Source organism: Pseudomonas sp. NPDC087358, from assembly GCF_044900785.1.
Classification (GTDB): domain Bacteria; phylum Pseudomonadota; class Gammaproteobacteria; order Pseudomonadales; family Pseudomonadaceae; genus Aquipseudomonas.
On record NZ_JBJDOA010000003.1, the window covers coordinates 132,230 to 156,405 of the forward strand.

18 protein-coding genes and 1 other RNA gene are annotated in these 24,176 nt (G+C 60.9%); 12 read left to right on the forward strand and 7 right to left on the reverse strand.

Annotated features, from left to right (window positions below; genetic code table 11):
• Positions 1-18: 18 nt before the first annotated feature.
• Positions 19-1,326, reverse strand: a complete 1,308-nt coding sequence (locus ACI2KS_RS07480) for an NCS2 family permease (protein WP_404619473.1) — start codon at positions 1,324-1,326, stop codon at positions 19-21.
• Positions 1,327-1,740: 414 nt separating this feature from the next.
• Here ACI2KS_RS07480 and ACI2KS_RS07485 point away from each other — a divergent pair, with 414 nt between their 5' ends.
• Complete coding sequence (locus ACI2KS_RS07485) at positions 1,741-2,505, forward strand: GntR family transcriptional regulator (protein ID WP_404618696.1); 765 nt, start codon at positions 1,741-1,743, stop codon at positions 2,503-2,505.
• Positions 2,506-2,835: 330 nt separating this feature from the next.
• Here the strand turns inward: ACI2KS_RS07485 and guaD are convergent, their stop codons facing one another.
• The 4 genes from guaD to xdhA all read right to left on the reverse strand — a co-directional run bounded on the left by guaD (position 2,836) and on the right by xdhA (position 9,021).
• Positions 2,836-4,140 carry a guanine deaminase gene (gene guaD / locus ACI2KS_RS07490; protein WP_404618698.1) on the reverse strand — a complete coding sequence of 435 codons (1,305 nt, stop codon included), beginning with the start codon at positions 4,138-4,140 and terminating at the stop codon, positions 2,836-2,838.
• Positions 4,141-4,163: 23 nt separating this feature from the next.
• Positions 4,164-5,003, reverse strand: coding sequence for a xanthine dehydrogenase accessory protein XdhC (gene xdhC, locus ACI2KS_RS07495; protein ID WP_404618699.1), 840 nt, complete (start codon positions 5,001-5,003; stop codon positions 4,164-4,166).
• A 147-nt stretch (positions 5,004-5,150) separates the two neighbouring features.
• Positions 5,151-7,559: a xanthine dehydrogenase molybdopterin binding subunit gene (gene xdhB / locus ACI2KS_RS07500; RefSeq protein WP_404618701.1), complete on the reverse strand. Its 2,409-nt coding sequence runs from the start codon at positions 7,557-7,559 to the stop codon at positions 5,151-5,153.
• Positions 7,552-9,021, reverse strand: coding sequence for a xanthine dehydrogenase small subunit (xdhA, locus tag ACI2KS_RS07505; protein WP_404618703.1), 1,470 nt, complete (start codon positions 9,019-9,021; stop codon positions 7,552-7,554). Before xdhA ends, xdhB begins: the two co-directional genes overlap by 8 nt.
• A 284-nt stretch (positions 9,022-9,305) precedes the next feature.
• Here xdhA and ACI2KS_RS07510 point away from each other — a divergent pair, with 284 nt between their 5' ends.
• The 6 genes from ACI2KS_RS07510 to ACI2KS_RS07535 all read left to right on the forward strand — a co-directional run bounded on the left by ACI2KS_RS07510 (position 9,306) and on the right by ACI2KS_RS07535 (position 20,595).
• The gene (locus ACI2KS_RS07510) at positions 9,306-9,965 is read left to right on the forward strand and encodes a GntR family transcriptional regulator (RefSeq protein WP_404618704.1); all 660 of its coding nucleotides are present in this window, start codon (positions 9,306-9,308) and stop codon (positions 9,963-9,965) included.
• A 3-nt stretch (positions 9,966-9,968) separates the two neighbouring features.
• Entirely contained in the window at positions 9,969-13,457 is a 3,489-nt protein-coding gene (gene smc, locus ACI2KS_RS07515; RefSeq protein ID WP_404618706.1) for a chromosome segregation protein SMC, read from the forward strand.
• A gap of 263 nt (positions 13,458-13,720) precedes the next feature.
• The gene (gene zipA / locus ACI2KS_RS07520) at positions 13,721-14,569 is read left to right on the forward strand and encodes a cell division protein ZipA (protein WP_404618708.1); all 849 of its coding nucleotides are present in this window, start codon (positions 13,721-13,723) and stop codon (positions 14,567-14,569) included.
• A 77-nt stretch (positions 14,570-14,646) separates the two neighbouring features.
• Positions 14,647-17,010 (forward strand): NAD-dependent DNA ligase LigA, encoded by a 2,364-nt coding sequence (gene ligA / locus ACI2KS_RS07525; protein ID WP_404618710.1) that lies wholly within the window; start codon positions 14,647-14,649, stop codon positions 17,008-17,010.
• Between the two features lie 445 nt (positions 17,011-17,455).
• Positions 17,456-18,622 carry a putative zinc-binding metallopeptidase gene (locus ACI2KS_RS07530; protein ID WP_404618712.1) on the forward strand — a complete coding sequence of 389 codons (1,167 nt, stop codon included), beginning with the start codon at positions 17,456-17,458 and terminating at the stop codon, positions 18,620-18,622.
• 167 nt (positions 18,623-18,789) lie between these two features.
• Positions 18,790-20,595 (forward strand): putative bifunctional diguanylate cyclase/phosphodiesterase, encoded by a 1,806-nt coding sequence (locus tag ACI2KS_RS07535; protein ID WP_404618714.1) that lies wholly within the window; start codon positions 18,790-18,792, stop codon positions 20,593-20,595.
• Positions 20,596-20,612: 17 nt separating this feature from the next.
• On the opposite strand, the gene ACI2KS_RS07540 is transcribed toward ACI2KS_RS07535, so the two are convergent.
• A complete protein-coding gene (locus ACI2KS_RS07540) occupies positions 20,613-21,101 on the reverse strand; it encodes a GNAT family N-acetyltransferase (protein ID WP_404618716.1) in 489 nt (162 codons plus the stop codon).
• A 144-nt stretch (positions 21,102-21,245) separates the two neighbouring features.
• Between ACI2KS_RS07540 and ffs the strand changes: the two genes are divergently transcribed.
• Positions 21,246-21,342: signal recognition particle sRNA small type (gene ffs, locus ACI2KS_RS07545), an RNA gene on the forward strand.
• 297 nt (positions 21,343-21,639) lie between these two features.
• Here ffs and ACI2KS_RS07550 read toward each other — a convergent pair.
• Positions 21,640-21,909 carry a hypothetical protein gene (locus ACI2KS_RS07550; RefSeq protein WP_404618718.1) on the reverse strand — a complete coding sequence of 90 codons (270 nt, stop codon included), beginning with the start codon at positions 21,907-21,909 and terminating at the stop codon, positions 21,640-21,642.
• Between the two features lie 16 nt (positions 21,910-21,925).
• Between ACI2KS_RS07550 and ACI2KS_RS07555 the strand changes: the two genes are divergently transcribed.
• From ACI2KS_RS07555 to ACI2KS_RS07570, 4 genes are all read left to right on the forward strand, one after another.
• Positions 21,926-22,099, forward strand: coding sequence for a hypothetical protein (locus ACI2KS_RS07555; RefSeq protein ID WP_404618720.1), 174 nt, complete (start codon positions 21,926-21,928; stop codon positions 22,097-22,099).
• Between the two features lie 95 nt (positions 22,100-22,194).
• The gene (gene coaA, locus ACI2KS_RS07560) at positions 22,195-23,121 is read left to right on the forward strand and encodes a type I pantothenate kinase (RefSeq protein WP_404618722.1); all 927 of its coding nucleotides are present in this window, start codon (positions 22,195-22,197) and stop codon (positions 23,119-23,121) included.
• A complete protein-coding gene (locus tag ACI2KS_RS07565) occupies positions 23,121-23,489 on the forward strand; it encodes a Rap1a/Tai family immunity protein (protein ID WP_404618724.1) in 369 nt (122 codons plus the stop codon). The genes coaA and ACI2KS_RS07565 overlap by 1 nt, the downstream gene beginning before the upstream one ends.
• Before the next feature lie 105 nt (positions 23,490-23,594).
• Entirely contained in the window at positions 23,595-24,173 is a 579-nt protein-coding gene (locus ACI2KS_RS07570) for a TetR/AcrR family transcriptional regulator (protein ID WP_404618726.1), read from the forward strand.
• Positions 24,174-24,176: the final 3 nt, after the last annotated feature.

The following is a 24,176-nucleotide window of genomic DNA, read 5'->3' on the forward strand; positions in this document are numbered from 1 at the left end:
GTAGTGGCAGCGATCACGTTAAAGAAACACAAACTTGGCGATGAAGATTGCACACAGCGCCCACAGGCTCACTGAAATCTCCCTGTGCCGACCGGTACCGGCCTTGAGCACCACGTAAGTGATGAAGCCCAAGGCAATGCCGTCGGCGACCGAGAAGGTCAGCGGCATCATGATCGCAGTGACGATGGCCGGGATGCTGTCGGTGGCTTCGTCCCATTCGATGTGCGCCATGCCGCCCATCATCAGCATCGCCACGTAGATCAGCGCGCCGGCGGTAGCATACGCCGGGATCATGCCGGCCAACGGCGCGAAGAACATCGCCGCGACGAACAACACGCCAACCGTCACGGCGGTCAATCCGGTCCGCCCGCCGGCGGCCACGCCCGAGGCGCTTTCCACGTAACTGGTCACAGGCGGTACACCGACCATCGCGCCAAACACGCTCGACGCGCTGTCGGCCTTCAGGGCGCGGGACAGGTTTTCGATGCGACCGTCTTCATTCACCAGGCCTGCGCGCTGCGCCACGCCCATCAGCGTGCCGGCGGTATCGAACATGTGCACGAAGAGGAAGGCCAGCACCACGCTGATCATGCTGACGTTGAACACGCCGGCGATGTCCATCGCCATCCAGGTCGGCGCCAGGCTCGGCGGCATGGAGAAAATACCGTCGTAGTGCACCAGGCCCAGGCCCCAACCGGCCAGCGTCACGGTGATGATGCTGATCAGGATGGCGCCGAACACCCGGTGGTAGCTGAGCACGGCAATCATCAGAAAGCAGATGGCCGCCAGCAGTGGACCCGGCTCGCGCAACGAGCCGAGCTTGATCAGCGTCGCCGGGCTGTCGACCACGATGCCAGCGGTCTTCAGACCGATCAGCCCGAGGAACAAGCCGACGCCGGCGCCCATCGCGTAGCGCAGGCTCACGGGAATGCTGTTGAGCAGCCATTCACGAATGCGCGAGAGGGTCAGGAACATGAAAATCACGCCCGAGATGAACACCGCCCCCAGCGCCGTTTGCCAGCTGTAGCCCATGGTGCCGACCACGGTGTAAGTGAAGAACGCGTTCAGCCCCATGCCCGGCGCCAGGCCCACGGGCCAGTTGGCGTACAGGCCCATCAGCAGGCAACCCAATGCCGCGGCGATGCAGGTGGCGACGAAGGCGGCGCCATGATCGATGCCGGCATCGGCCATGATGTTGGGGTTGACGAAAATGATGTAGGCCATGGTGATGAAGGTCGTCAGGCCCGCCAGCAGCTCGGTTTTGACGGTTGTGCCATGCAGGCTCAACTTGAAGATGCGCTCGAGCAGCCCGGCGCGTGGCGGCATGCTTTTGACGTAGGTGGCTTCGACGGGAGTGGCATCCAGCGGCGTGGCTTCGGTTTTGCGACTTTCCACAGTGAAATTCCTCGGAACGTTTTTGTTGTTTTTTTCAGAGCCGGTAACTGCTCCGTGAGGCGAGACGACCCGCAATCCGATTTGTTGACTGAAAGGTCAGAAACGAGCACGAGCGAATTATGCTTTTGTATACAAAAAATGCAAATAATGTTTTCTGATTTGTCATGAGTATTTTCAGGATTGTGTGCATAACGCCGGATGGCGCAAGAATCTGTTCAGACTTTGCACACTGTGTACAATGCGCCATTACTTTTACTGTGACTTTGCAGCGATATCTGCTATTGCTTTTGTCACCAGCAGTCACGGTCACGGCCCTTGCGCCGGATCCAGTTCACACGAGTGCCCATGAACGATCAGTTGCAACCCCTCAAGAAACAGCCGCGCATTGCCAAGGCTGGCCGCAGCGGAACCCAGGACGATATCGTCTACGCGCATATTTTCGAGGCGATCCTGGAACAACGTCTGGCGCCCGGCACCAAGCTGAGCGAGGAGGCCCTGGGTGAGATCTTCGGGGTCAGCCGCACCATCATTCGTCGCGCATTGTCGCGTCTGGCCCACGAGGGTGTGGTCTTGCTGCGTCCCAATCGTGGCGCCGTGGTGGCCAGCCCCAGCGTTGAAGAAGCCCGGCAGGTGTTTTTTGCCCGGCGCATGGTCGAGAAGGCCATCACCGAACTGGCCGTCGAGCACGCCAGCCCCGAACAGCTCAACGAGCTGCGCAAGATGGTCAGCGACGAGCGCGACAGTTTTTCCAGAGGTGACCGTGGGGCGGGGATCCGTCTGTCCGGCGAGTTCCACCTGAAACTGGCAGAAGCGGCAAGGAATGCGCCGTTGATCAGCTTCCAGCGCAGCCTGGTGTCGCAGACTTCGTTGATCATCGCCCAGTACGAAAGCGGCAACCGCTCGCACTGTTCATACGATGAGCACACCCAGCTGATCGACGCCATCGAAGCACGCGATGCGACGCTGGCAGTCAGTCTGATGATGCATCACATGGATCACATCGACAGCAAGCTCAACCTCGACGAAGACAGCGCCTCGGATGATCTGCACGCCGTGTTCTCACACCTGATGCTGCCCAAGAAGAAGGCGGGGCGCAGTACTTCGGTTTGATTGTGGTACGACCTGCAACCTGTAGGAGTGAGCTTGCTCGCGATGGCAGGTCGGTCAGCCAACCCATTTGTTTGATCGTTCCCACGCTCCGCATGGGCACGCCTTTCTCGACGCTCTGCGGCGGCTTTGGACGCGGAGCGTCCCGGGAGGCATTCCCACGCAGAGCGTGGGAACGATCATCATGCGGTGTGTCTGAGGCACAGTGTCAGCTGACTCCACTGCCGGTGCCCGGCAGATCGCGGGACAAGCCACGCTCCCACGGCCTGCGGCCAGAAGCAGGCAGGCGTCATCCAGCGTGCGGCGTATCACCCGAGACGCCGCACGGATGCTTCAGCGCTTGTGCACCAAAACCCCTGCCGAATACGTCTCGCTGACCGTGCGATCATCGCCCAGCGTCATCAGCACGAACAGCTGCTCCTCGATGCCGGTCGCCTGTTTCATGCGGTAGGACAGCAGCGGCGTGGCGTTGAAGTCCAGGACCACGAAGTCCGCCTCGGTGCCTTCATCCAGGTTGCCGATCTTCTCTTCCAGGCGCAGTGCCCGTGCACCACCCAAAGTCGCCAGGTACAGCGACTTGAACGGGCTGAGTCTGGCGCCTTGCAGTTGCATCACCTTGTACGCCTCGTTCAGCGTCTGCAGAATCGAGAAGCTGGTGCCAGCGCCAATGTCGGTGCCAAGACCCACATTGACCTTGTGTCGCTCGGCCATCGGCAGGTTGAACAGCCCGCTGCCCAGGAACAGGTTGGAGGTCGGGCAGAAGGCGATGGCCGACCCGGTTTGCGCCAGGCGCTCACATTGCTCATCGCACAGATGCACGCCGTGAGCGAACACCGAGCGCTCGCCCAGCAGCTTGAAGTGGTCGTAGACGTCCAGGTAGTTCTTGCGTTCCGGGAACAGCGCCTTGACCCACTCGACTTCCTTCAGGTTTTCGCTGATGTGGGTCTGCATGTACAGGTCCGGGTATTCGCTCAGCAGTTGGCCAGCCAAGGCCAGTTGCTGCGGTGTGCTGGTTGGCGCAAAGCGCGGAGTGACTGCGTAATGCAGGCGACCCTTGCCGTGCCAGCGCTCGATCAGCGCCTTGCTGTCGACGTAGCTGGACTCGGCGGTGTCCACCAGATAATCCGGGGCATTGCGGTCCATCATCACCTTGCCGGCGATCATGCGCAGATTGAGTTTCTCGGCGGCGCTGAACAGCGCTTCGACCGATTCCTTGTGCCGGCTGCCGAACACCAGTGCGGTGGTGGTGCCGTTGCGCAGCAGTTCCTTGAGGAAGATGTCAGCCACTTCGGCCGAGTGCGCAGGGTCGGCGAACTGCTTCTCGCAAGGGAACACGTAGGTGTTGAGCCAGTCCAGCAACTGCTCGCCATAGGCCCCGACCATGCCCGTCTGCGGCAAATGGATGTGGGTGTCGATGAAGCCGGCGGTGATCAGTGCGTCCTGATAGGTCACCACTTCGACATCGCTGGCCAGGCTGCCCAGCAGATCCGTGGCGTGGCCGACGGCGGTGATCTTGCCGTTCTCGACGATCATCAGACCGTCCTCGAAATACGCGTAGGACGCCTCGACGGCGACCTCGGCAGGGTCGGCGATGCTATGGACGATGGCGGCGCGGTAGGCTTTCTTTTCAGTGGTCATGTGCAGGATTCGTTCTATTTGATTTATTGGGCCTGGCTGCGGCGCGACACCGGCAGCAGCTTGGCAACGGGTTCGGAGGTGGCGGTTTGCTCACCAAAACTGGCGTTATAAGTCGCGATCACTTCGCCGGCAATCGACACGGCGATCTCGATCGGTAGCTTGCCTTTGACTTCGCTCAGGCCCATGGGGCAGCGCATGCGTTGCACCAGCGGCGCATCGAAGCCGCGATCACGCAAGCGATGTTCGAATTTGGCGCGTTTGGTTTTCGAACCGATCAGGCCGAAGTAAGTAAAGTCGCCGCGCTTGAGGATCGCTGCGGTCAGCTCCAGGTCCAGCTGATGGTTGTGGGTCATGACGATGCAATAACTGCCGGCGGGCAGGTTATCCACCTCATCGACGACTTCGTCATTGACGATTTTCGTCACGCCTTTGGGCAGGTGCGCAGGGAATTCCGCTCCCCGCGAGTCGATCCAGCGCACCCGGCAGGGCAGGCTGGCAAGCAGTGGCACCAACGCGCGACCCACGTGGCCGGCACCAAACACGGCGATCTGCGCTTGCGGTTGACCCATGGGCTCGAACAGCAGTACGTTGACCCCGCCGCAGCACTGACCCAGGCTGGCGCCGAGGCTGAAGCGCTCCAGGCGGGTCTGCTGGCTGCCGCTTTCAAGCATTTGGCGGGCGATTTCCATGGCCTTGTATTCCAGATGACCGCCACCGATGGTGTCGAAAATTCGCTCGGCACTGACCACCATCTTCGAGCCGGCATTGCGCGGCGTCGAGCCACGTTCCTCGATGATGGTCACCAGCACGCAGGCTTGACCCTGGGTTTGCAGTTCGGCGAGGGCGCTGATCCAGTTGTTCATGTGTTTCTCCTGATCACCTGTGCGGCGGATCAAAAATCTTCTGTGTCCGTACCGGTCGCATCGCGAGCAAGCTCACTCCTACCAGCAACCGCACTCCACCTGTAGGAGTGAGCTTGCTCGCGATGGTGTCAGTCCACACGCTGGCGTTCAAACCGGCGAGACGCTCAGCTCATGGGCAACACCAACCGCTTCTGAACTCGCCGTTTTCAACTTGCGCATCTGCTCGCAACCCCACAACACCCGCTCAGGCGTGGCCGGTGCATCGATGTTCGGCTGGTGCCGGTAATCACCCAGACTCGCCACCGCATCCTTGATCGCGCACCAGGCGGCGATACCCAGCATGAACGGCGGTTCACCCACGGCCTTGGAGTGAAACACCGTGTCTTCAGGGTTCTTGCGGTTCTCCACCAGCTTGACCCGCAGGTCCGCCGGCATGTCCGCCACCGCCGGAATCTTGTAGCCGGCCGGGCCGTTGGTCATCAGCTTGCCCTTGGCGTTCCACACCAGTTCCTCGGTGGTCAGCCAGCCCATGCCCTGAATGTAGCCACCCTCGACCTGGCCGATGTCGATGGCCGGGTTCAGCGAGGCACCAACGTCGTGCAGGATGTCAGTGCGCAGCATCTTGTATTCGCCGGTCAGGGTGTCGACGATCACTTCGCTGCACGCCGCGCCGAAGGCAAAGTAATAGAACGGTCGACCGCGTGCCTGGCTGCGGTCGTAGAAGATTTTCGGGGTCTTGTAGTAGCCGGTGCTCGACAGCGACACCTGGCCCATCCACGCCTGCTGCGCCAGGGTGTCGAAGCTGATCACCTGCTCGCCGACGCGCACATGGCCATTGCGAAACTCGACCTGCGACTCTTCACACTTATAGTGCCTGGCGGCAAATTCGATCAGCCGTTGCTTGATGGTTTCGGCCGCGTTCTGCGCGGCCTTGCCGTTCAGGTCCGCGCCGCTGGATGCTGCGGTGGGCGAAGTGTTCGGCACCTTGTCGGTGTTGGTCGCGGTGATCTGCACGCGATCGATATCCACCTGGAACACCTCGGCCACCACCTGCGCGACCTTGATGTTCAGACCCTGGCCCATTTCGGTGCCGCCGTGATTGAGATGAATGCTGCCGTCGGTGTAGATGTGGATCAATGCCCCGGCCTGGTTGAGGAAGCTGGCGGTGAAGGAAATCCCGAACTTGACCGGGGTCAGCGCCAGGCCTTTTTTCAGGATCGGGCTGTGGGCGTTGTAAGCGGTGATCGCTTTGCGCCGCTCGGCGTACTGGCTGCTCTCTTCCAGCTCGGCGGTCATTTCTTCGAGCATGTTGTGCTCGACTTCTTGATAGTAGTGCGTGACGTTGCGCTCGGTCTTGCCGTAGTAGTTGGCCTTGCGCACCGCCAGCGGGTCCTTGCCCAGATGTCGGGCGATGGCATCCATCACCTCTTCGATGGCGACCATGCCTTGCGGGCCGCCAAAGCCGCGATAGGCGGTGTTCGACGCGGTGTTGGTCTTGCAGCGATGGCCATTGATGGTCGCATCGCCCAGGTAATACGAGTTGTCGGCGTGAAACATGGCGCGGTCGACGATCGACGCCGACAAGTCTGGCGAGCAACCGCAGTTACCCGCCAGTTCCAGCTCAATGCCCTGCAGGCGGCCGTTGTCATCGAAGCCTGCGTCATACTCGACGTAGAAGGGGTGACGCTTGCCGGTCATCATCATGTCTTCGACCCGCGCCAGGCGCATCTTGGTCGGCTGACCGGTGAGCCGTGCCACGACTGCACACAGGCACGCAGGACTTGCCGCCTGGGTTTCCTTGCCGCCGAAACCACCGCCCATGCGGCGCATGTCGACCACGATCTTGTTCATCGACACATCGAGCACTTCGGCGACCAGCTTCTGCACTTCGGTGGGGTTCTGCGTGGAGCAGTAGACGATCATGCCGCCGTCTTCAGTCGGCATGACCGATGAAATCTGCGTCTCCAGATAAAAGTGTTCCTGCCCGCCAATGTGCAGCGTGCCCTGGATGCGGTTGGGCGCCGACTCCAGCGCGGTCGCTGAATCGCCGCGCTTGTGGGTGTGGCTGTCGAGCACGAAGTGTTTGTTGCGATAGGCCTGGACCACATCCAGCACCGGCTCCAGGTCTTCGTATTCGATGATCGCCGCCATCGCCGCCTTGCGTGCGGTCTCCAGGTCGCGCGCGGCCACGGCAAGCACCGGCTGGCCGACGAATTCGACCTTGTCGATGGCCAGCAACGGATCGCCCGGCAGCAGCGGACCGATGTCCTTGAGGCCCGGAATGTCTTCATGGGTAATGGCGATGCGCACGCCTTCGAAGGCGTAGCACGGCGAGGTGTCGACGCTGATGATGCGGGCGTGGGCGCGGTCGGACATGCGCGCATACACATGCAGCTGGTTGGGAAACTCCAGCCGGTCATCGATGTAGATCGCCTCGCCGGACACATGCTTGTCGGCGCTGTCGTGCTTGACGCTGCGGCCGACGCCGGTGGTCAGGTCCTGTTGAAACAGGGCCGCCAGTTCTTCCTGGGACTTCACTGGATGATGGTTAGACATATGCGGTCACCCGGGTCTGGATGTGTGGCGTTTGCAGCTCGATGAAGTATTTGCGCAACAGGTTCTGCGCACTGAGCAAACGGTATTCCTTGCTGGCGCGGAAATCCGACAGCGGGGTGAAGTCCTGCTCCAGCGCCGTGCAGGCGCGCTCGACCGTGGCTGAAGTCCAGGGCTGACCGATCAGCGCCTGTTCGCAGGCAGCGGCACGTTTGGGGATAGCCGCCATGCCGCCAAACGCGGCACGGGCGTCGACAATGGCGCCGTTTTCGACCTGTACGCGAAATGCCGCGCAGACCGCCGAGATGTCGTCGTCCAGACGCTTGGAGACCTTGTAGGCGCGGAACGCCTGTCGAGTATTGGCCTTGGGCACGATGATCTTCTCGATGAATTCGCTTTCCTGACGTGCGGTCACGCGGTAATCGATGAAGTAATCCTCCAGCGCCAGCGTGCGGGTGTTCTCGCCTTTGCGCAGGACGATCTTCGCACCCAAGGCGATCAACAGCGGAGGTGAGTCGCCGATCGGTGAGGCGTTGCCGATATTGCCGCCCAGGGTGCCCTGGTTACGGATTTGCAGTGACGCAAAACGGTGCAACAGCTCGCCGAAATCCGGGTATTCGCTGCTCAGCGCGCCATAACAATCGGTCAGCGCTGTGGCGGCGCCGATTTCGATACGGTCGTCGAAGTACTCGATCTTCTTCATGGCCGCGACGTTGCCGACGTAGATCATCACCGGCAATGGACGGTGAAACTGAGTGACCTCCAGCGCCAGATCGGTGCCACCGGCCAGCAGCCGCGCCTGTGGGTAGGCATCGTAAAGGTCGGCCAGGTCGGCCACGGTCATGGGCACCAGGCAGCGCTTGTCACCGCTGTTCAGCTCGGCGGTTTCGCTCGGTGCGATGGCCTTCAGGCGGGCGATGGTCTGGGCCTTGTGACTGTCGAACTGATCGGGCTGGGGCTGGCTGCAGCATTGCTCGGCAGCCGCCAGGATCGGCCGATAACCGGTGCAACGGCAAAGGTTGCCGGCCAGGGCCTCATGGGCCTGGGCATGCTTTTGCTGGGGCGGGGCGGCTTGATCGCTGTTCTTCTGCAACGCGAACAGCGACATGACGAAGCCTGGGGTGCAGAAACCACACTGTGAGCCATGGCAGTCGACCATGGCCTTTTGCACGCTGTGCAGCTGGCCTTGGTGCTTGAGGTCCTCGACGCTGATCAACTGCTTGCCGTGCAGCGATGCTACGAATGTCAGGCATGAGTTCAGACTGCGATAGCTCAGGTGCTCCTGGCCATCGGCATCGGTGTTCAGCTCGCCCACCACCACGGTGCAGGCGCCGCAGTCGCCACTGGCGCAGCCTTCCTTGGTGCCGGATTTGTGCACATGCTCACGCAGGTAATTGAGCACCGTCATGTTGGGGTCCAGAGCGTGCTCGGTTTTTAGCTCTTGGTTCAGTAAAAACTGGATCACGGGTGTGCCTCGTTTTTCTTGTAATAGAAAGTTTGTAATCGAACATGTCGATGAATCTATCAGTTCTGACTATTGGGTCAATTAAAATCTGACCTTTAAGTCAGGAAAATACGTTTTCTCCCGTCCAGCCGATTAACGGCGGCATGACCTTGCAATGAAGCACACTGGCAAGGCTCAAAGATTTGCTTATTTCGTGCCAGTTCCACACATATGGCCCTGCGCCACGGGTATCCAGTGCGATACACTTCGCCGCTTGTGTGCAGCTACTGATTTAAAGGAAAGAAATGACGTTCAAGGCACCGGACAGCCTCGCTGAGCAAATCGCTCATCACCTCGCCGAGCGGATCATTCGCGGCGAGCTCAAGCCAGGGGAGCGGATTCAGGAGCAGAAGGTCACGGCCGCGCTCAACGTCAGCCGTGGATCGGTGCGCGAGGCGCTGTTGATCCTCGAGCGCCGTCACCTGATCGTCATCTTGCCGCGCCGTGGCGCCCAGGTGTCGGTGCTGACCCCGCACAACATCCAGAGCCTGTGTGCCTTGATGAGCGAGCTGTACATCCTGCTGGGGCTGGCCGTGGCCAAGAGCTGGAAGCAGGAACTGGAGCTGGCGCCATTCCTGCAGATCCAGCAGCGTCTGATTGCCAGTTGCGAGCGCCAGGATGTGAAAAGCTTTGTCGAGGACAGCTTCAACGTGATGCGCGCGGCTTACCCGTTCGCCAACAATCCCTATCTGGAAGAGACCGTCGAGAACCTACAGCCGTCCATGAGTCGCTTCTACTATCTGGCCCTGGAGCAACGCCAGGCCGAGATGAGCGAATACCTGACGCTGTTCGGCCAGTTGCTCGAGGCGGTGATCGCCCGCGATCTGACGCATATTCGCGACGTGCTCACGCGCTACGCCGAGCGCAGCTGTCAGTCGGTTCTGTCTGCCTTGGCGTCCAGCTGATCCATGCGCCTCAAATGCATCAGGCTGGCGGGCTTCAAGTCGTTCGTCGATCCGACGACGGTGAACTTCCCCAGCAACATGGCGGCCGTGGTCGGTCCCAATGGATGCGGAAAATCCAACATCATCGACGCGGTGCGCTGGGTCATGGGCGAAAGCTCGGCCAAGAACCTGCGTGGCGAGTCGATGACCGACGTCATCTTCAACGGCTCTACCAGCCGCAAACCGGTGAGCCAGGCGAGCATCGAACTGGTGTTCGACAACTCCGACGCGACCCTGGTCGGGGAATACGCCAGCTACGCGGAAATCTCCATTCGGCGCAAGGTCACCCGTGACAGCCAGAACACCTATTACCTGAACGGCACCAAGTGCCGGCGTCGCGACATCACCGACATCTTCCTCGGCACTGGCCTGGGGCCGCGCAGCTATTCGATCATCGAGCAGGGCATGATCTCCAAGCTGATCGAGGCCAAGCCTGAGGATCTGCGCAATTTCATCGAGGAAGCCGCCGGCATCTCCAAGTACAAGGAGCGCCGTCGGGAAACCGAAAACCGCATTCGCCGCACCCATGAAAACCTCGCTCGCCTGACCGACCTGCGCGAAGAGCTGGAGCGCCAGCTGGAGCGTCTGCACCGTCAGGCCCAGGCCGCCGAGAAGTATCAGGAATACAAAGCCGAGGAGCGTCAGCTCAAGGCGCAGCTGTCGGCCTTGCGCTGGCAGGCATTGAATGAACAGGTCAGCCAGCGCGAGTCGGTCATCGGCAATCAGGAAGTCGGCTTCGAAGCACTGGTCGCCGAGCAACGCAGCGCCGACGCCGCCATCGAGCGTTTGCGCGACGGGCATCACGATCTGTCCGAGCGCTTCAATCTGGTCCAGGGGCGCTTCTATTCGGTGGGCGGCGACATCGCCCGGGTCGAGCAGAGCATTCAGCACGGTCAGCAACGCTTGCGTCAGCTGCAGGATGATCTACGCGAGGCCGAACGCGCGCGGCAGGAAACCGAATCGCACCTGGGCCACGACCGCACGTTGCTGGCGACTCTGGGCGAGGAACTGCAAATGATCGAGCCGGAGCAGGAGATGACCCTCGCTGCGGCCGAAGAATCTGCGGCGTCGCTGGAGGAGGCCGAGTCCTCGATGCATGGCTGGCAGGAAAAGTGGGACGCCTTCAACCTCACCTCCGCCGAGCCGCGGCGTCAGGCCGAAGTTCAGCAGTCGCGCATCCAGCAGCTGGAGACCGGCCTGGAGCGTCTGGCCGAGCGCCAGCGGCGTCTGGGCGAAGAACGCCAGCTGCTGGCGGCTGACCCTGAAGACGCGGCCATTGTTGAATTGAGCGAAGACCTCGCCGCCCGCGAGATGACCCTTGAGGAACTGGCCGCCGAAGAACAGCAACTGATCGAGGGCCTGGAGCAGCTGCGCGTGGCGTTGCAGCAGGCCACACAGGCCCAGCAGCAGGCCCAGGGCGATCTGCAACGCCTCAACGGGCGCCTTGCCTCGCTGGAAGCCTTGCAGCAGGCGGCACTTGATCCCGGCACCGGCACCGCCGAATGGCTGCGCGATCAACAATTGAACGAGCGTCCGCGGCTGGCTGAAGGCCTGCGCGTCGAAGCCGGTTGGGAGCTGGCGGTAGAAACCGTGCTGGGCGCCGATCTGCATGCGGTGCTGGTGGACGACCTTGCAGGGCTCGATCTGGCCGGTTTCAGTCAGGGCGATTTGCGTCTGGTGACACCTTGCGCCGACGTCACGCGCATCCCCGGTAGTCTGCTGGACAAGGTCGAAACCGCTGTCGACCTGGCCGGTTGGCTGGGGCAGGTCAAACCGGTGGAAACCCTCGACGATGCCTTGTCGCTGCGCGCGCAACTGGGCGCCGGGCAGAGCCTGATCAGCCGCGATGGCTATTGGGTCGGGCGGGACTTCTTGCGTGTGCGTCGCGCCAGCGAAGCCGAAAGCGGGGTGCTGGCCCGTGGTCAGGAACTGCAGCGCCTGGAAGCCGAACGCCAGGAGCGCGAAGCGACCCTCGCCGCACTCGATGAGCAGCTGCTCACCCAGCGCGAGCAGCAGCGTGTGCAGGAAGACCAGCGCGAGCAATTGCGCCGTCGTCTGCAGGACGAAGCCCGTCAGCAGAGTGAACTCAAGGCGCAGCTGTCGGCGGCCAAGGCCAAGGTCGAGCAACTGACCCTGCGTCGCACGCGCCTGGACGAAGAGCTGATCGAGCTTGGCGAGCAGCGCGCGATCGAGCACGAAAGCCTTGGCGAATCACGCCTGCACTTGCAGGATGCCTTGGACAGCATGGCGCTGGACACCGAGCAGCGGGAATTGCTGCTGGCCCAGCGCGACAGCCTGCGCGAGCGGCTGGACCGGGTGCGTCAGGAGGCGCGTCAGCACAAGGATCACGCCAACCAGCTGGCCGTGCGGTTGAGCTCGCTGCGTGCCCAGCACGACTCGACCCGCCAGGCGCTGGAGCGTCTGGAGTTGCAGTCCGAGCGCCTGACCGAGAAGCGCGAGCAATTGGATCTGGGCCTGGAGGAAGGCGCTGCGCCGCTGGAAGAGCTGCGCATGAAGCTCGAAGAATTGCTGGAAAAACGCATGGCCGTCGACGACGAAATGCGTACCGCTAAAAACGCGCTGGAAGACGCCGACCGCCAGTTGCGCGAAGCCGAGAAGCGGCGCATCCAGGCCGAGCAGCAATCGCAGCTGCTGCGCGGCCAGCTCGAACAGCAACGTCTGGAATGGCAATCGCTCAGCGTTCGGCGCAAGACCTTGCAGGAGCAATTGCACGAAGACGGCTACGATCTAAATGGGGTACTGGCGACATTGACGCCCCAAGCCAACGAGAAAGAGGCCGAGGAAGAGCTGGAGCGCATCGCGGCACGCATTCAGCGCCTGGGTGCGATCAACCTGGCGGCCATCGACGAGTATCAGCAGCAGTCCGAGCGCAAGCGCTATCTGGACGCGCAGGACGCCGATCTGGTGGAGGCGCTGGACACCCTGGAAAACGTGATTCGCAAGATCGACAAGGAAACCCGCAATCGCTTCAAGGAGACCTTTGATCAGATAAACAGCGGAATTCAGGCACTTTTTCCAAAAGTTTTCGGTGGCGGTAGCGCTTACTTGGAACTGACGGGCGAAGATTTACTCGATACAGGGGTGACAATCATGGCGCGTCCTCCGGGCAAGAAGAACAGCACGATCCATTTGCTGTCCGGTGGCGAAAAAGCCTTGACCGCACTGGCACTTGTTTTCGCCATTTTCAAACTCAACCCGGCGCCGTTCTGCATGCTCGACGAAGTCGACGCACCGCTGGACGACGCCAACGTGGGCCGCTATGCCCGGCTGGTCAAGGAGATGTCGCAAACCGTGCAGTTCATCTACATCACCCACAACAAGATCGCCATGGAAATGGCCGACCAATTGATGGGTGTCACCATGCATGAGCCAGGGTGTTCGCGCCTCGTGGCGGTGGATGTGGAGGAGGCAATGGCGCTGGTGGATGCATAGCGCGCCGCGATGCGGTCGAACAGATTGACGGGAAAAGTGGCGCTGGGCAGGTGCGATACACAAATAACGGTCGCGGCGGTACAGATGCCGATGACATGCCAGATGTAACAGACGGTGTAAAGTTACCTTTGGTCGTGCTAGCTTAATGTCCACTTTTTCATTTTGCGTGGGTAAAAGGCCATTCAGAACATAGAGTTGGCTCCACGTTTTAAAGGGGTTTAGGCCCTTAATTTTCAGAATTTTCATTAGAGGCACTGGATTACATGGAAATCGGTCTGCGAGAGTGGCTGATCGTCATCGGCATTATTGTCATTGCCGGTATTCTTTTTGACGGCTGGCGCCGGATGCGCGGCGGCAAAGGCAAGCTGAAATTCAGGCTGGACCGTAGCTTCTCCAATCTGCCGGACGACGAAGAAACCACGTCCGCCGAGGTGTTGGGCCCTGCGCGTGTCCTGGAAACCCAGCATGAGCCGCAGCTCGATGAGCACGATCTGCCCACCATGAGCGCCGCTCGCGAGCGCCCGGAACGTGAAACCAAACGCAACAAGCGCAAGGATGAGCCGCAGCAGGGCGACCTGAACCTTGACCTGGATGGCCCGAGCCTGTTCGGCGCCCGCGATGACGACTTCCCGGACGACAAGCCGGCGCAGCGCATCACCGAAGACAAGGATCTGGCCCCGGTTGAGGAAGTGCTGGTCATCAGCGTCATTTCCCGTGATGAAAGCGGCTTCAAGGGGCCTGCCTTGTTGCAGAATATCCTGGAGAGCGGCCTGCGTTTCGGCGAGATGGACATCTTCCATCGTCACGAAAGCATGGCAGGCAACGGTGAAGTGCTGTTCTCGATGGCCAACGCGGTCAAGCCGGGTGTGTTCGATCTGGACGACATCGACCATTTCAGCACCCGCGCGGTGAGCTTCTTCCTTGGTTTGCCAGGCCCGCGTCATCCCAAGCAGGCTTTCGACGTCATGGTCGCCGCTGCACGCAAACTGGCTCACGAGCTCAACGGTGAACTCAAGGACGATCAGCGCAGCGTCATGACCGCGCAGACCATCGAGCATTACCGCCAGCGCATCGTCGAGTTCGAACGCCGCGCGCTGACTCAGCGCCGTTGATAAACGCAATACAGGTTTATATCGCAACATAGATTGAGCAGCCTCGGCTGCTCTTTTGCTTTTCGAGAGAACATCGTATGAACGCCGCCGAAACCCGAATCCTGGAACTGCGAGCCGAGCTGGACCTGCACAACTATCGCTATCACGTCCTCGACGAACCGAGCATTCCGGATGTCGAGTACGACCGCCTGTTCCACGAACTCAAGGCGCTGGAAGCGGAAAACCCGCATCTGGTAACCCCCGATTCACCGACTCAACGGGTCGGCAGCGCGGCGCTTTCGGCGTTCACCCAGGTGCGTCACGAAATTCCCATGCTCAGCCTGGGCAACGCGTTTGAAGAAACCGACATGCGCGAGTTCGATCGCCGGGTCAACGAGGGTCTGGATCAGCCGGCCGGCGATCTGTTTGGCAGCGCGGCGAAGGTGGAATACAGCTGCGAGCCCAAGCTCGACGGCCTGGCCGTGAGCCTGCTCTATGAGCACGGCGCGCTGGTTCGCGGCGCCACGCGTGGCGATGGCACCACGGGTGAAGACATCAGCGTCAACGTGCGCACGGTGCGCAACATTCCACTCAAGCTGCACGGCAAGGGCTGGCCGCAAACCCTGGAAGTGCGCGGCGAAGTGTTCATGTCCAAGGCCGGCTTCGAACGACTGAACGCCAGCCAGCTGGAAGTCGGCGGCAAGACCTTCGCCAACCCGCGCAATGCGGCAGCCGGCAGCCTGCGCCAGCTGGACTCGAAAATTACCGCCAATCGCCCGCTGGAATTCTGCTGCTACGGCATCGGTCAGGTGTCCCATGACATCGCCGACACCCATATCGGCAATCTCAAGCAGCTCAAGGAGTGGGGCATGCCCGTGAGCCGCGAATTGAAAGTGGCAAACGGCATCGATGACTGCCTGGCGTACTACCACGACATCGGCGAGCGTCGCCTGTCGCTGCCGTATGAAATCGACGGTGTGGTGTTCAAGGTCAACAGCATTGCCGCGCAGCGTGAGCTGGGTTTTCGCGCCCGCGAACCGCGCTGGGCCATCGCTCACAAGTTCCCTGCCATGGAAGAACTCACCGAACTGCTCGACGTGGAATTCCAGGTCGGTCGCACCGGTGCAGTCACCCCGGTGGCGCGCCTCAAGCCGGTCAAGGTGGCTGGTGTCACGGTGGCCAACGCTACCCTGCACAACATGGATGAGGTGGCTCGGCTGGGACTGATGATCGGCGACACCGTGATCATCCGCCGCGCTGGCGACGTCATTCCGCAAGTGGTGCAAGTGGTGCTGGAGCGCCGTCCCGAAGACGCGCGCAAGGTCGCGATTCCACAGACTTGCCCGGTCTGCGGCTCGCAGGTCGAACGCACGCAGTTGATCAAGCGCAGCAAGGGCAAGGAAACCGTCAGCGAAGGCGCGGTGTATCGCTGCGTCGGGCGGCTGGCCTGCGGCGCGCAGCTCAAGCAGGCGATCATCCATTACGTGTCGCGCCGCGCCATGGACATCGAAGGCCTGGGCGACAAGACCATCGAGCAACTGGTCGACGAAAAGCTCATCGGCTCGCCAGCTGACCTGTACAAGCTCCAGTACGAGCAGATCATCGACCTTGAAGGCTTTGCCGACATCTCCAGCAAAAAGCTGCTCAAGGCCATCGACGACAGCAAGACGCCGACGCTGGCGCGCTTCATCTATGCCCTGGGCATTCCCGATGTCGGCGAGGAAACGGCCAAGGTCCTGGCGCGTTCGCTGGGTTCGCTGGAAAAGGTCACGGTGGCCCTGCCGGAAGTGCTGACCTACCTGCCGGACATCGGTCTGGAGGTGGCGCACGAGATCCACAGTTTCTTCGAAGACGAGCACAATCAGAACGTCATCGCCGCGCTGCTCGGCGAATGCCGGATGCAACTGCAGGACACCGGCGATCTGGGCGCCGAATTCGCCGCCAGCGCCACCCTGGGCGGCATGCTCGACAAGCTGCACATCCCCTCCATAGGGCCGGGCGGGGCGCAGAAGCTGGCGGACAAGTTCGCAACGCTGGAAGGGGTGATCAAGGCCGACTGGCTGGACATGCGCCAGACCTTGCCTGAAAAGCAGGCGCAGTCTGTCAGAGCATTCTTCGATATTCAGGAAAACGCTGATCGTGCCATGGCGATCGAGCAGCAACTCAAAGACTTCGGCATGCACTGGCAGAGCGAGAAGAAGGTCGTCGAAGGCCTGCCACTGGCGGGCCAGACCTGGGTGCTGACCGGCTCGCTGGAGCTGATGAGTCGCGACATCGCCAAGGAAAAACTCGAAAGCCTCGGCGCCAAGGTTTCAGGCTCCGTCTCGGCCAAGACCCACACCGTGGTCGCCGGCCCAGGCGCTGGGTCCAAGCTGACCAAAGCCAATGAGCTGGGCTTGAAGGTGCTGGACGAAGAGGCGTTCGTGGCGTTTCTGCAAGGGCAGGGTACTTCGCTCGAGTAGCCTGTTCTCGGTTACGGGTGTGGCGCACTGCTTGCCGGCACTGGCGGTCTCAATGACGCCTGCGCCGGCAAGCCGTGCTATTACAGCAGTAAGCAGTTCTTGATCGTGTCCATGCAGCGCATGGCGATGCATGAGATCGTTCAACGGTAGGAGTGAGCTTGCTCGCGATTGGGATTTGATTCACCACGGTGGTGTCGAAGCGGACCTGATCGCGAGCAAGCTCACTCCTACAATTAGATGTTTGTTTGTCTTGCAGATATTCCCCAAAAGTCCATGAAAACGCCGATGATGATCGGGCCTGCGCAGCGTGGGCACGATCTTGAAATCTCTTCAGGAAAACCAGTTCTGTACCCGTTTTGCACACAGCTGGTGATCTGCGCAAAAAACCGTTGAACCCCGGAAACAGCCGATGATCTAGTGCTTGCAGCCACACAAGGAGATCACCATGTTCCAGTTCTTCGAACAACTCAGCTCACGGATCGCGGCGCCTTTCGCCGGGGAGAGCAAACGCAACAGCAAGGTCTGGCAGTGTCACTGCGGACAGTCGGTATTCTTTCGCAACAGCCAGTGCCTGGCCTGTTCGGCTGCACTGGGTTATCTGCCGGAACAGAGCACGATCGCGGCGCTTGAGCCCGGCCCGGATCTGAACACCTGGCGCCTGAGCGACGATCCTGGCGCAGGGCTCTACCGCCGCTGCGCCAACCTCGATACGCCGGCTGCCTGCAACTGGCTGTTTCCGGCGCTCAATGCCGGGGAGTTCTGCGTAGCCTGTAGCCTCAACAAAACCATTCCCGATCTGTCGGTGCCGGAGAATCCGGAGCGCTGGGGCAAGCTTGAAATCGCCAAGCGGCGTCTGGTGGCGCAGCTGATCACACTGGGGCTCAAGGTCATTCCCAAAAGTGTCGATGAAGAGCGCGGCCTGGCCTTTGAATTTCTCGGCGTGGATCTGGAAGGCAACCTGCCCACCACCGGCCACGCCAATGGCCTGATCACCCTCAATGTGGAAGAAGCTGACGACGCCATTCGTGAGAAGGTTCGCGTGCAAATGCATGAACCTTACCGGACGCTGCTGGGCCATTTCCGGCATGAGGTAGGGCATTACTACTGGGACCGTCTGATCGCAGACACCTATTGGCAGGACGGTTTCCGCAATCTGTTCGGGGACGACCGCGCCAGCTACGCCGACGCGCTCGATCATCACTACCAGAACGGCGCGCCCGCAGACTGGCAACAGCGTTACGTCAGTGCCTACGCCACCATGCACCCATGGGAAGACTGGGCAGAAACCTGGGCTCACTATCTGCACATGATGGATGCCGTCGACACCGCTCTGAGCCTGGGGATGAGCGCCCGTGACATGGACCTGGACTATCAGCCCTTCCAGCTTGAAACCCTCTACGATCCGCAGCACCCCGGCGGACCGGCGTTCCTGGCATTCGTCAATGCATGGATCGAACTGGCCGGTATGCTCAACGAACTTTCCCGCGCCATGGGTCAGCCGGATTTCTATCCCTTCGTACTGCCACCTGCGGTGATTACCAAGCTGCACTTCATCCATCTGGTCATACAGGATGCAGGCGGCAAGGCAGATGAAGTGCTCCAGGTGCAGTGACCCATTCGGTTGAGGGGAGCCGACGTGCTCGCTGCAACTTCGGTGCGGCGAGCGGGTCCTGACCGCCGGTCTGCGAAGCCCTGCATTGCACTGGATCCAATGCTATTTTTGCCCAGGAATGTCGTTTTGATACTACTGGCGTAAAGCAGCTGCATAGGGATTCGCGTATGCCCAATAGTGCTCCAATACCCCTGAACGAGGCCTCGCGCCTGTCGCGCATTACCCACATGGGGCTTGTGGATTCGGCGGCGGACGAAGTGCTTGATCACATCGTCGACATGGTTGCCCATTACTTCGAAGCGCCCATCGCGCTGGTCTCGATTGTCAGCGAACACCGGCAATGGTTTCGCGCCGGCACCGGCCTTGAGGAGCGGGAAACGCCCAGGGAGATTTCCTTCTGCGCCTATTCGATCCTCACCCACGAAGTCTTCCAGGTACCTGACGCATCGCTCGACCCGCGTTTCAGCGACAACCCGATGGTGGTCGACGAGCCACACGTTCGCTTCTACGCCGGCGTGCCGTTGGTGACCGCCGATGGCCTGGCCCTCGGCACGTTATGCATCATCGACAACAAGCCGCGTACGGCGCTGCATTCGCGCGACATCACGATGCTGGAGATGTATGGCCAGCTGGTCATGAAGCGCCTTAACAACCTGCGCAGGGCCAGTTATGTCGACCACCCGACCGGGCTGTTCAATCGACTGCGGCTGGAAGAAGACATCATGGCCCTCACCGACCGTGACGAGCATGCGCTGGTGGCGCTGGACATGGTCAACCCGGTGTTCCTCGACAGCATCATCAAGGCTTTGGGCTACAACTTCGCCCAGGAACTGGTGCGGTGCATGATCGAAAGCTGTCGTCAGCAGTTGCCCGCCGATGCCGCACTGTACAAGGTCAGCCCGACCCGCATCGCGCTGCTTACCCGCCACACCGGCCCGGAGCAGGCCGAGCAGTTGTTCCGCAAGTTGATCGCGCATTTCCAGCGGCCGCTGGTGTGCCGCAACATTCCGATCCAGATGGATCTGGGGATTGGCGTGCTGCCATTGGGGCTTGGGCGCAGCGACGAGAAAGACTGGATTCGTCTGGTGGTCAGCGCTGCCGACGAAGCCCGCGGCAAAGCCACTGGCTGGCGCTGGTATGAGCCGCATCTGGACTTTGCCCAGCAGCGCGCCTTCCTGCTCCTGGCTGCACTGGCCGACGCAGTGCGCAGCCCGGATCAGTTATCGCTGATGTACCAGCCCAGGCTGGAGGTTGCCACCGGTCGCATCGTCACCGTCGAAGCGCTGCTGCGCTGGCAGCACCCGGTGCTGGGGCCGATCAGTCCGGCGGAATTCATCCCGCTGGCCGAAAAGACAGCCTTGATCCGTTCGCTGAGCTTGTGGGTGCTGCGGCATGCGGTGGAGCAGGCAAGAACCTGGCAGCGCCAGGGCTATGCATTCAAGGTGGCGATGAACGTTTCGGCCATCGACCTGGCCAATTCGCAATTCAGCGATGCACTGTTCGAGCAGTTGTCCATCAGTGGCCTGGACCCCGGCCGCTTTGAACTGGAGTTCACCGAAAGCGCGCTCTGTGACAACCCCGATGTCACTCAACTGCAACTCGAACGGCTGCGGGCGCTGAACATCGACATCGCCATCGACGACTTCGGTACCGGCTACAGCAACTGGATTTACCTGCGCCAGTTGCCTGCGACCACGGTCAAGCTCGACAAGTCGCTGGTGCAGAACCTGGACACCAATGAGAAGGACCGCCGGCTGGTCGAAGCGATTGTCGACCTCGCCCGGCGCCTGGGCTATCGCGTGGTCGCCGAGGGGGCGGAGACCGAATCGGTCTATGAAATTCTCTGCCAGCTGGGTTGCCACGAAGTGCAGGGCTATCTGGTCGCGCGGCCCATGACTGTCAGTGCGCTGGAACACTGGATGAACGGTGAGCGCAACAACAAGGTCACGCAGCTGCTGGCCTTGACCCAGTGACACGCGGCCTTGGGTTTTTACCCCAGGCTCAACACCATTCGCCGCTCGAACCCGGTCCTGGTGCGATCCGCATCGCCGCACTCCTGCCAGCCCAGGGACTGATAAAGTGCCCGGGCCGGCAGATTGCCCAGATCCACCGCCAGCATCAGCTGCTCGATGTCCGGCCAGAAACCCCGTACCAGCCCGGGCAGCATCCCGACGCAGGTCCTGCCCAGCCCCAGGCCCTGATAGCGGCGATCGATCATCAGCGCATGCAGCGTCGCCGTGGGACCATCGGCCCAGCGCGGCAGCAATGACCTGCGCTTGAGCAGGAAAAACCCTACCGGTACGTCTTCGATCAGCAGCACGTAGCCCTGAATGTCGCAGGCCGGCCGGGCGGTCAGCGTGTGGACCGCGCCATAGGCATCCCCGACCAGGGTCTTTTGTTCGCTCAGCAACTCGATCTCCAGCAGTTGTTGATGCTGCAGAGGCGAGAGCTGCTCATGTCTGATCACCGTGCTTTTCATGGGAGCAAGCTTGCCGCGTTGCCGATCCTCTGTGCAAGTGATTGAGACCTATCAAATTTTTTTCTGAAACCAGAGGTTGTAACTTCGCGTCAGACCGGTACAATGGCGCGGCTCGCCGACTGGCGAGCGTCGTTATGGTGACCCCATCGGTCCCCCCGCAACGATTACCCGTGAACCTGGTCAGAGCCGGAAGGCAGCAGCCACAGCGGGAACATTGTGTGCCGGGGTGTGGCTGGTGGGGTTGCCTCCATAACGAACTCCCCTCGCAGTACGCTTTTCCCTCATCCCCCTTTCTTGATCATGACACCGCCATGCCGAATCCCTTCGCGCGTGTGTTCAGTCTTGTCTTTCAGATCTATCACGACCCGTTATGCGCGTTTGCCAGACGAGGTTGGCGAGCCTGCGCTTCGGACCTTTTGCGAGCAGTGGTGCAATGGCTGCGACGAATTCTCGTCCCGCGAACCCGCTGCGCGAAACCGGCCTGAACATCTCAGCAAGGCCGTCTGTTTCAGGTAAGTCCACGGTAAACGGGGCGCGTTTACAGATTGCCGGGATCCGCTGGCGTGGTGAATGCGCAGGCGCCCTGAGGCGGCAAATGGACGCGCGGCGAGCCCAGTCCGCGCTCGCTGGCAAATTGTTTTCCCTGCCAGGTGCGTTCGGCGACCACGCATCCATCCTGAATCGACACGACGGCATAGCCCTTATCCCTGAGGTAGAGCAAAGCGGTGAAGTCCAGTGGGTTAACTCTGCAAGGGACTCCATCGGCAAGGGTTGCAAGGAGTCGGATAGCCAATGATTCAAGCCGCATGGGGGAGGTGCCTCTGATGGCATCAATAGTGATGGCGATTTGTCACCAGATGGCTATGAGGAGTTCCATTTATTTTGAACAGTTGCGCCGGCAAAGCCCTCTGAAGCAACAGGTCATGAAGTATGCGGTGATTCACGCCAATATTGAGAGCGTTGCCAAGGCGCAGGATCTGCGCCAATTCAGCCAATAATGCGTGCCAAATCAAAGAAATCTGCCCCGTTTTTAGGGCAATAAGATAGTCTTCGCACCATTGTCGATATGGACACCTGGATTGGAAGGCTATAGATGGCGCCTGATGACTATCTCGTAATGACCGGCAAGGAGTGGGCAGGGCTGCGCGCCAGCACGCCACTGACGTTGTCCGAAGAAGATCTGGCGGCGTTGCGAGGCGTGAACGAAGATATTTCCCTGGAAGATGTCGTCAACATCTATCTGCCTCTGTCGCGTTTGATCAACCTGCATGTCAGCGCGGCGCGTAACCTTGCCAACATCAAGGACACCTTCCTCGGTCGGCCGGCGAAAAAACAGACTTACGTGGTGGCGGTTGCCGGCAGCGTTGCGGTCGGCAAAAGCACCTTCGCCCGGGTGCTGCAGGCGCTGATGGCGCGCTGGCCGGATCATCCGCGGGTCGATCTGGTGACCACCGACGGTTTTCTGCATCCCAATGCCAGGCTCGATGCGGGCGGCATCATGCACCGCAAGGGCTTCCCGGAAAGCTACGATCGCAAGCGCATGGTCAAGTTTCTCTCCGACCTCAAGGCCGGTGTCGCGGACATCAGCGCCCCGGTTTATTCGCACATCAGTTACGACATCGTGCCGGACAAGTTCATCAAGATCAGTCAGCCCGACATCCTGATTTTCGAAGGACTCAACGTGCTGCAGACCGAAGGCAACGACGGCCAGAAACCGGGCAGCATCGTCTCGGATTTCTTCGATTTCTCGATCTACCTGGACGCCGACGAGGGTGATATCGAGCGCTGGTATGTCGAGCGCTTCCTGATGCTGCAACGCACTGCATTCCGTGCGCGCGGCGCCTATTTTCGGGAGCTTGCCGACCTGGCGCCGGAAAAATCCCCGGATGCGGCACGCAAGATCTGGCGCGACATCAACCGTCCCAACCTGCTGGAAAACATCCTGCCGACCCGTGAGCGAGCAAGCCTTGTGGTGCGCAAGGCGTCGGATCATTCGGTGAAGGAACTGTGGCTGCGCTGATGATCAGCCCGCGCCTGCGGCTCTGGGCACTGCTTGGAATGTGCCTGAGCGCCGCCGCCCTGGCCGACGGCAATGCATTGCTGCTCGAATGTCAGGACGGCATCGGCAGCATGAGCGGGGCGGTGGCGAAAAACCCTGTCGGCGTAGGCCATTGCGTGGGCGTGTTACAGGCGACGATCGACACCTTGGACATTCTCCACGAAGCTGGCGGCACGCCCAGGCTGGTCTGCGTGCCGGAGGGCGGCATTGCGATGATCCAGTCGATGCGTATCGTGGTCCAGTTCCTTGAGCAGCACCCGCAGAGCCTGCACCTCAACGAGTCTGTGCTGGTGGTCAGCGCCCTGAAAAACGCCTTTCCCTGCCAGTAAATCCCTTCACCCCTCCGTCGGTCGCGCCAAACTTCGCGTACTGGCTTTTCCCATTTCAGCGGCTATCCTTACCGGTCAGTACAGTTCATCTACCGGATGCAAATCATGTCGACCACCCACGCCTCCAGCCTGAATCATCAACGCCTGATCGACGCCGCTTCCGCGTTGTTTTTTCGCGACGGCATCAACGCGACGGGGATTGCGGCGGTGGCGGAATTCGCCGGGGTGTCGAAAATGACCCTCTACGCGCACTTCGCCTCCAAGGACGAGTTGATCGTGGCCTACCTCGATCAGCGCAACGAGCGCTGGAACGCAGCCGTGGCGCAGTCTCTGGCCGCGGCCGAGTTACCTGCCGACAAGCTGCTGGCATTGTTCGATCTGCATCGCCAGTGGCTGTCCGACGGCGGCCTGCGCGGCTGCCCTTATGTGAACTCGGCGGCGGAGTTTCCCGATCGCACGCATCCGGTGCGCCTGGCCGTGGATCGCCACAAGGCCGGGGTGAAGGAGCATCTGCTCACGCTTGCACAGATGGCCGGGCTGTCTGAGCCGCAGCGGCTGGTGAGGCGGTTGTTCCTGCTGCTGGAAGGGGCCTTTCTGACAGGCGCGCTGGAGAACGATGACAGCGTATTCCTGGTGGCCAAGGAGCTGGCCGCAGAACTGATTGCCGCAGCCCAGCCTGTGTAACAC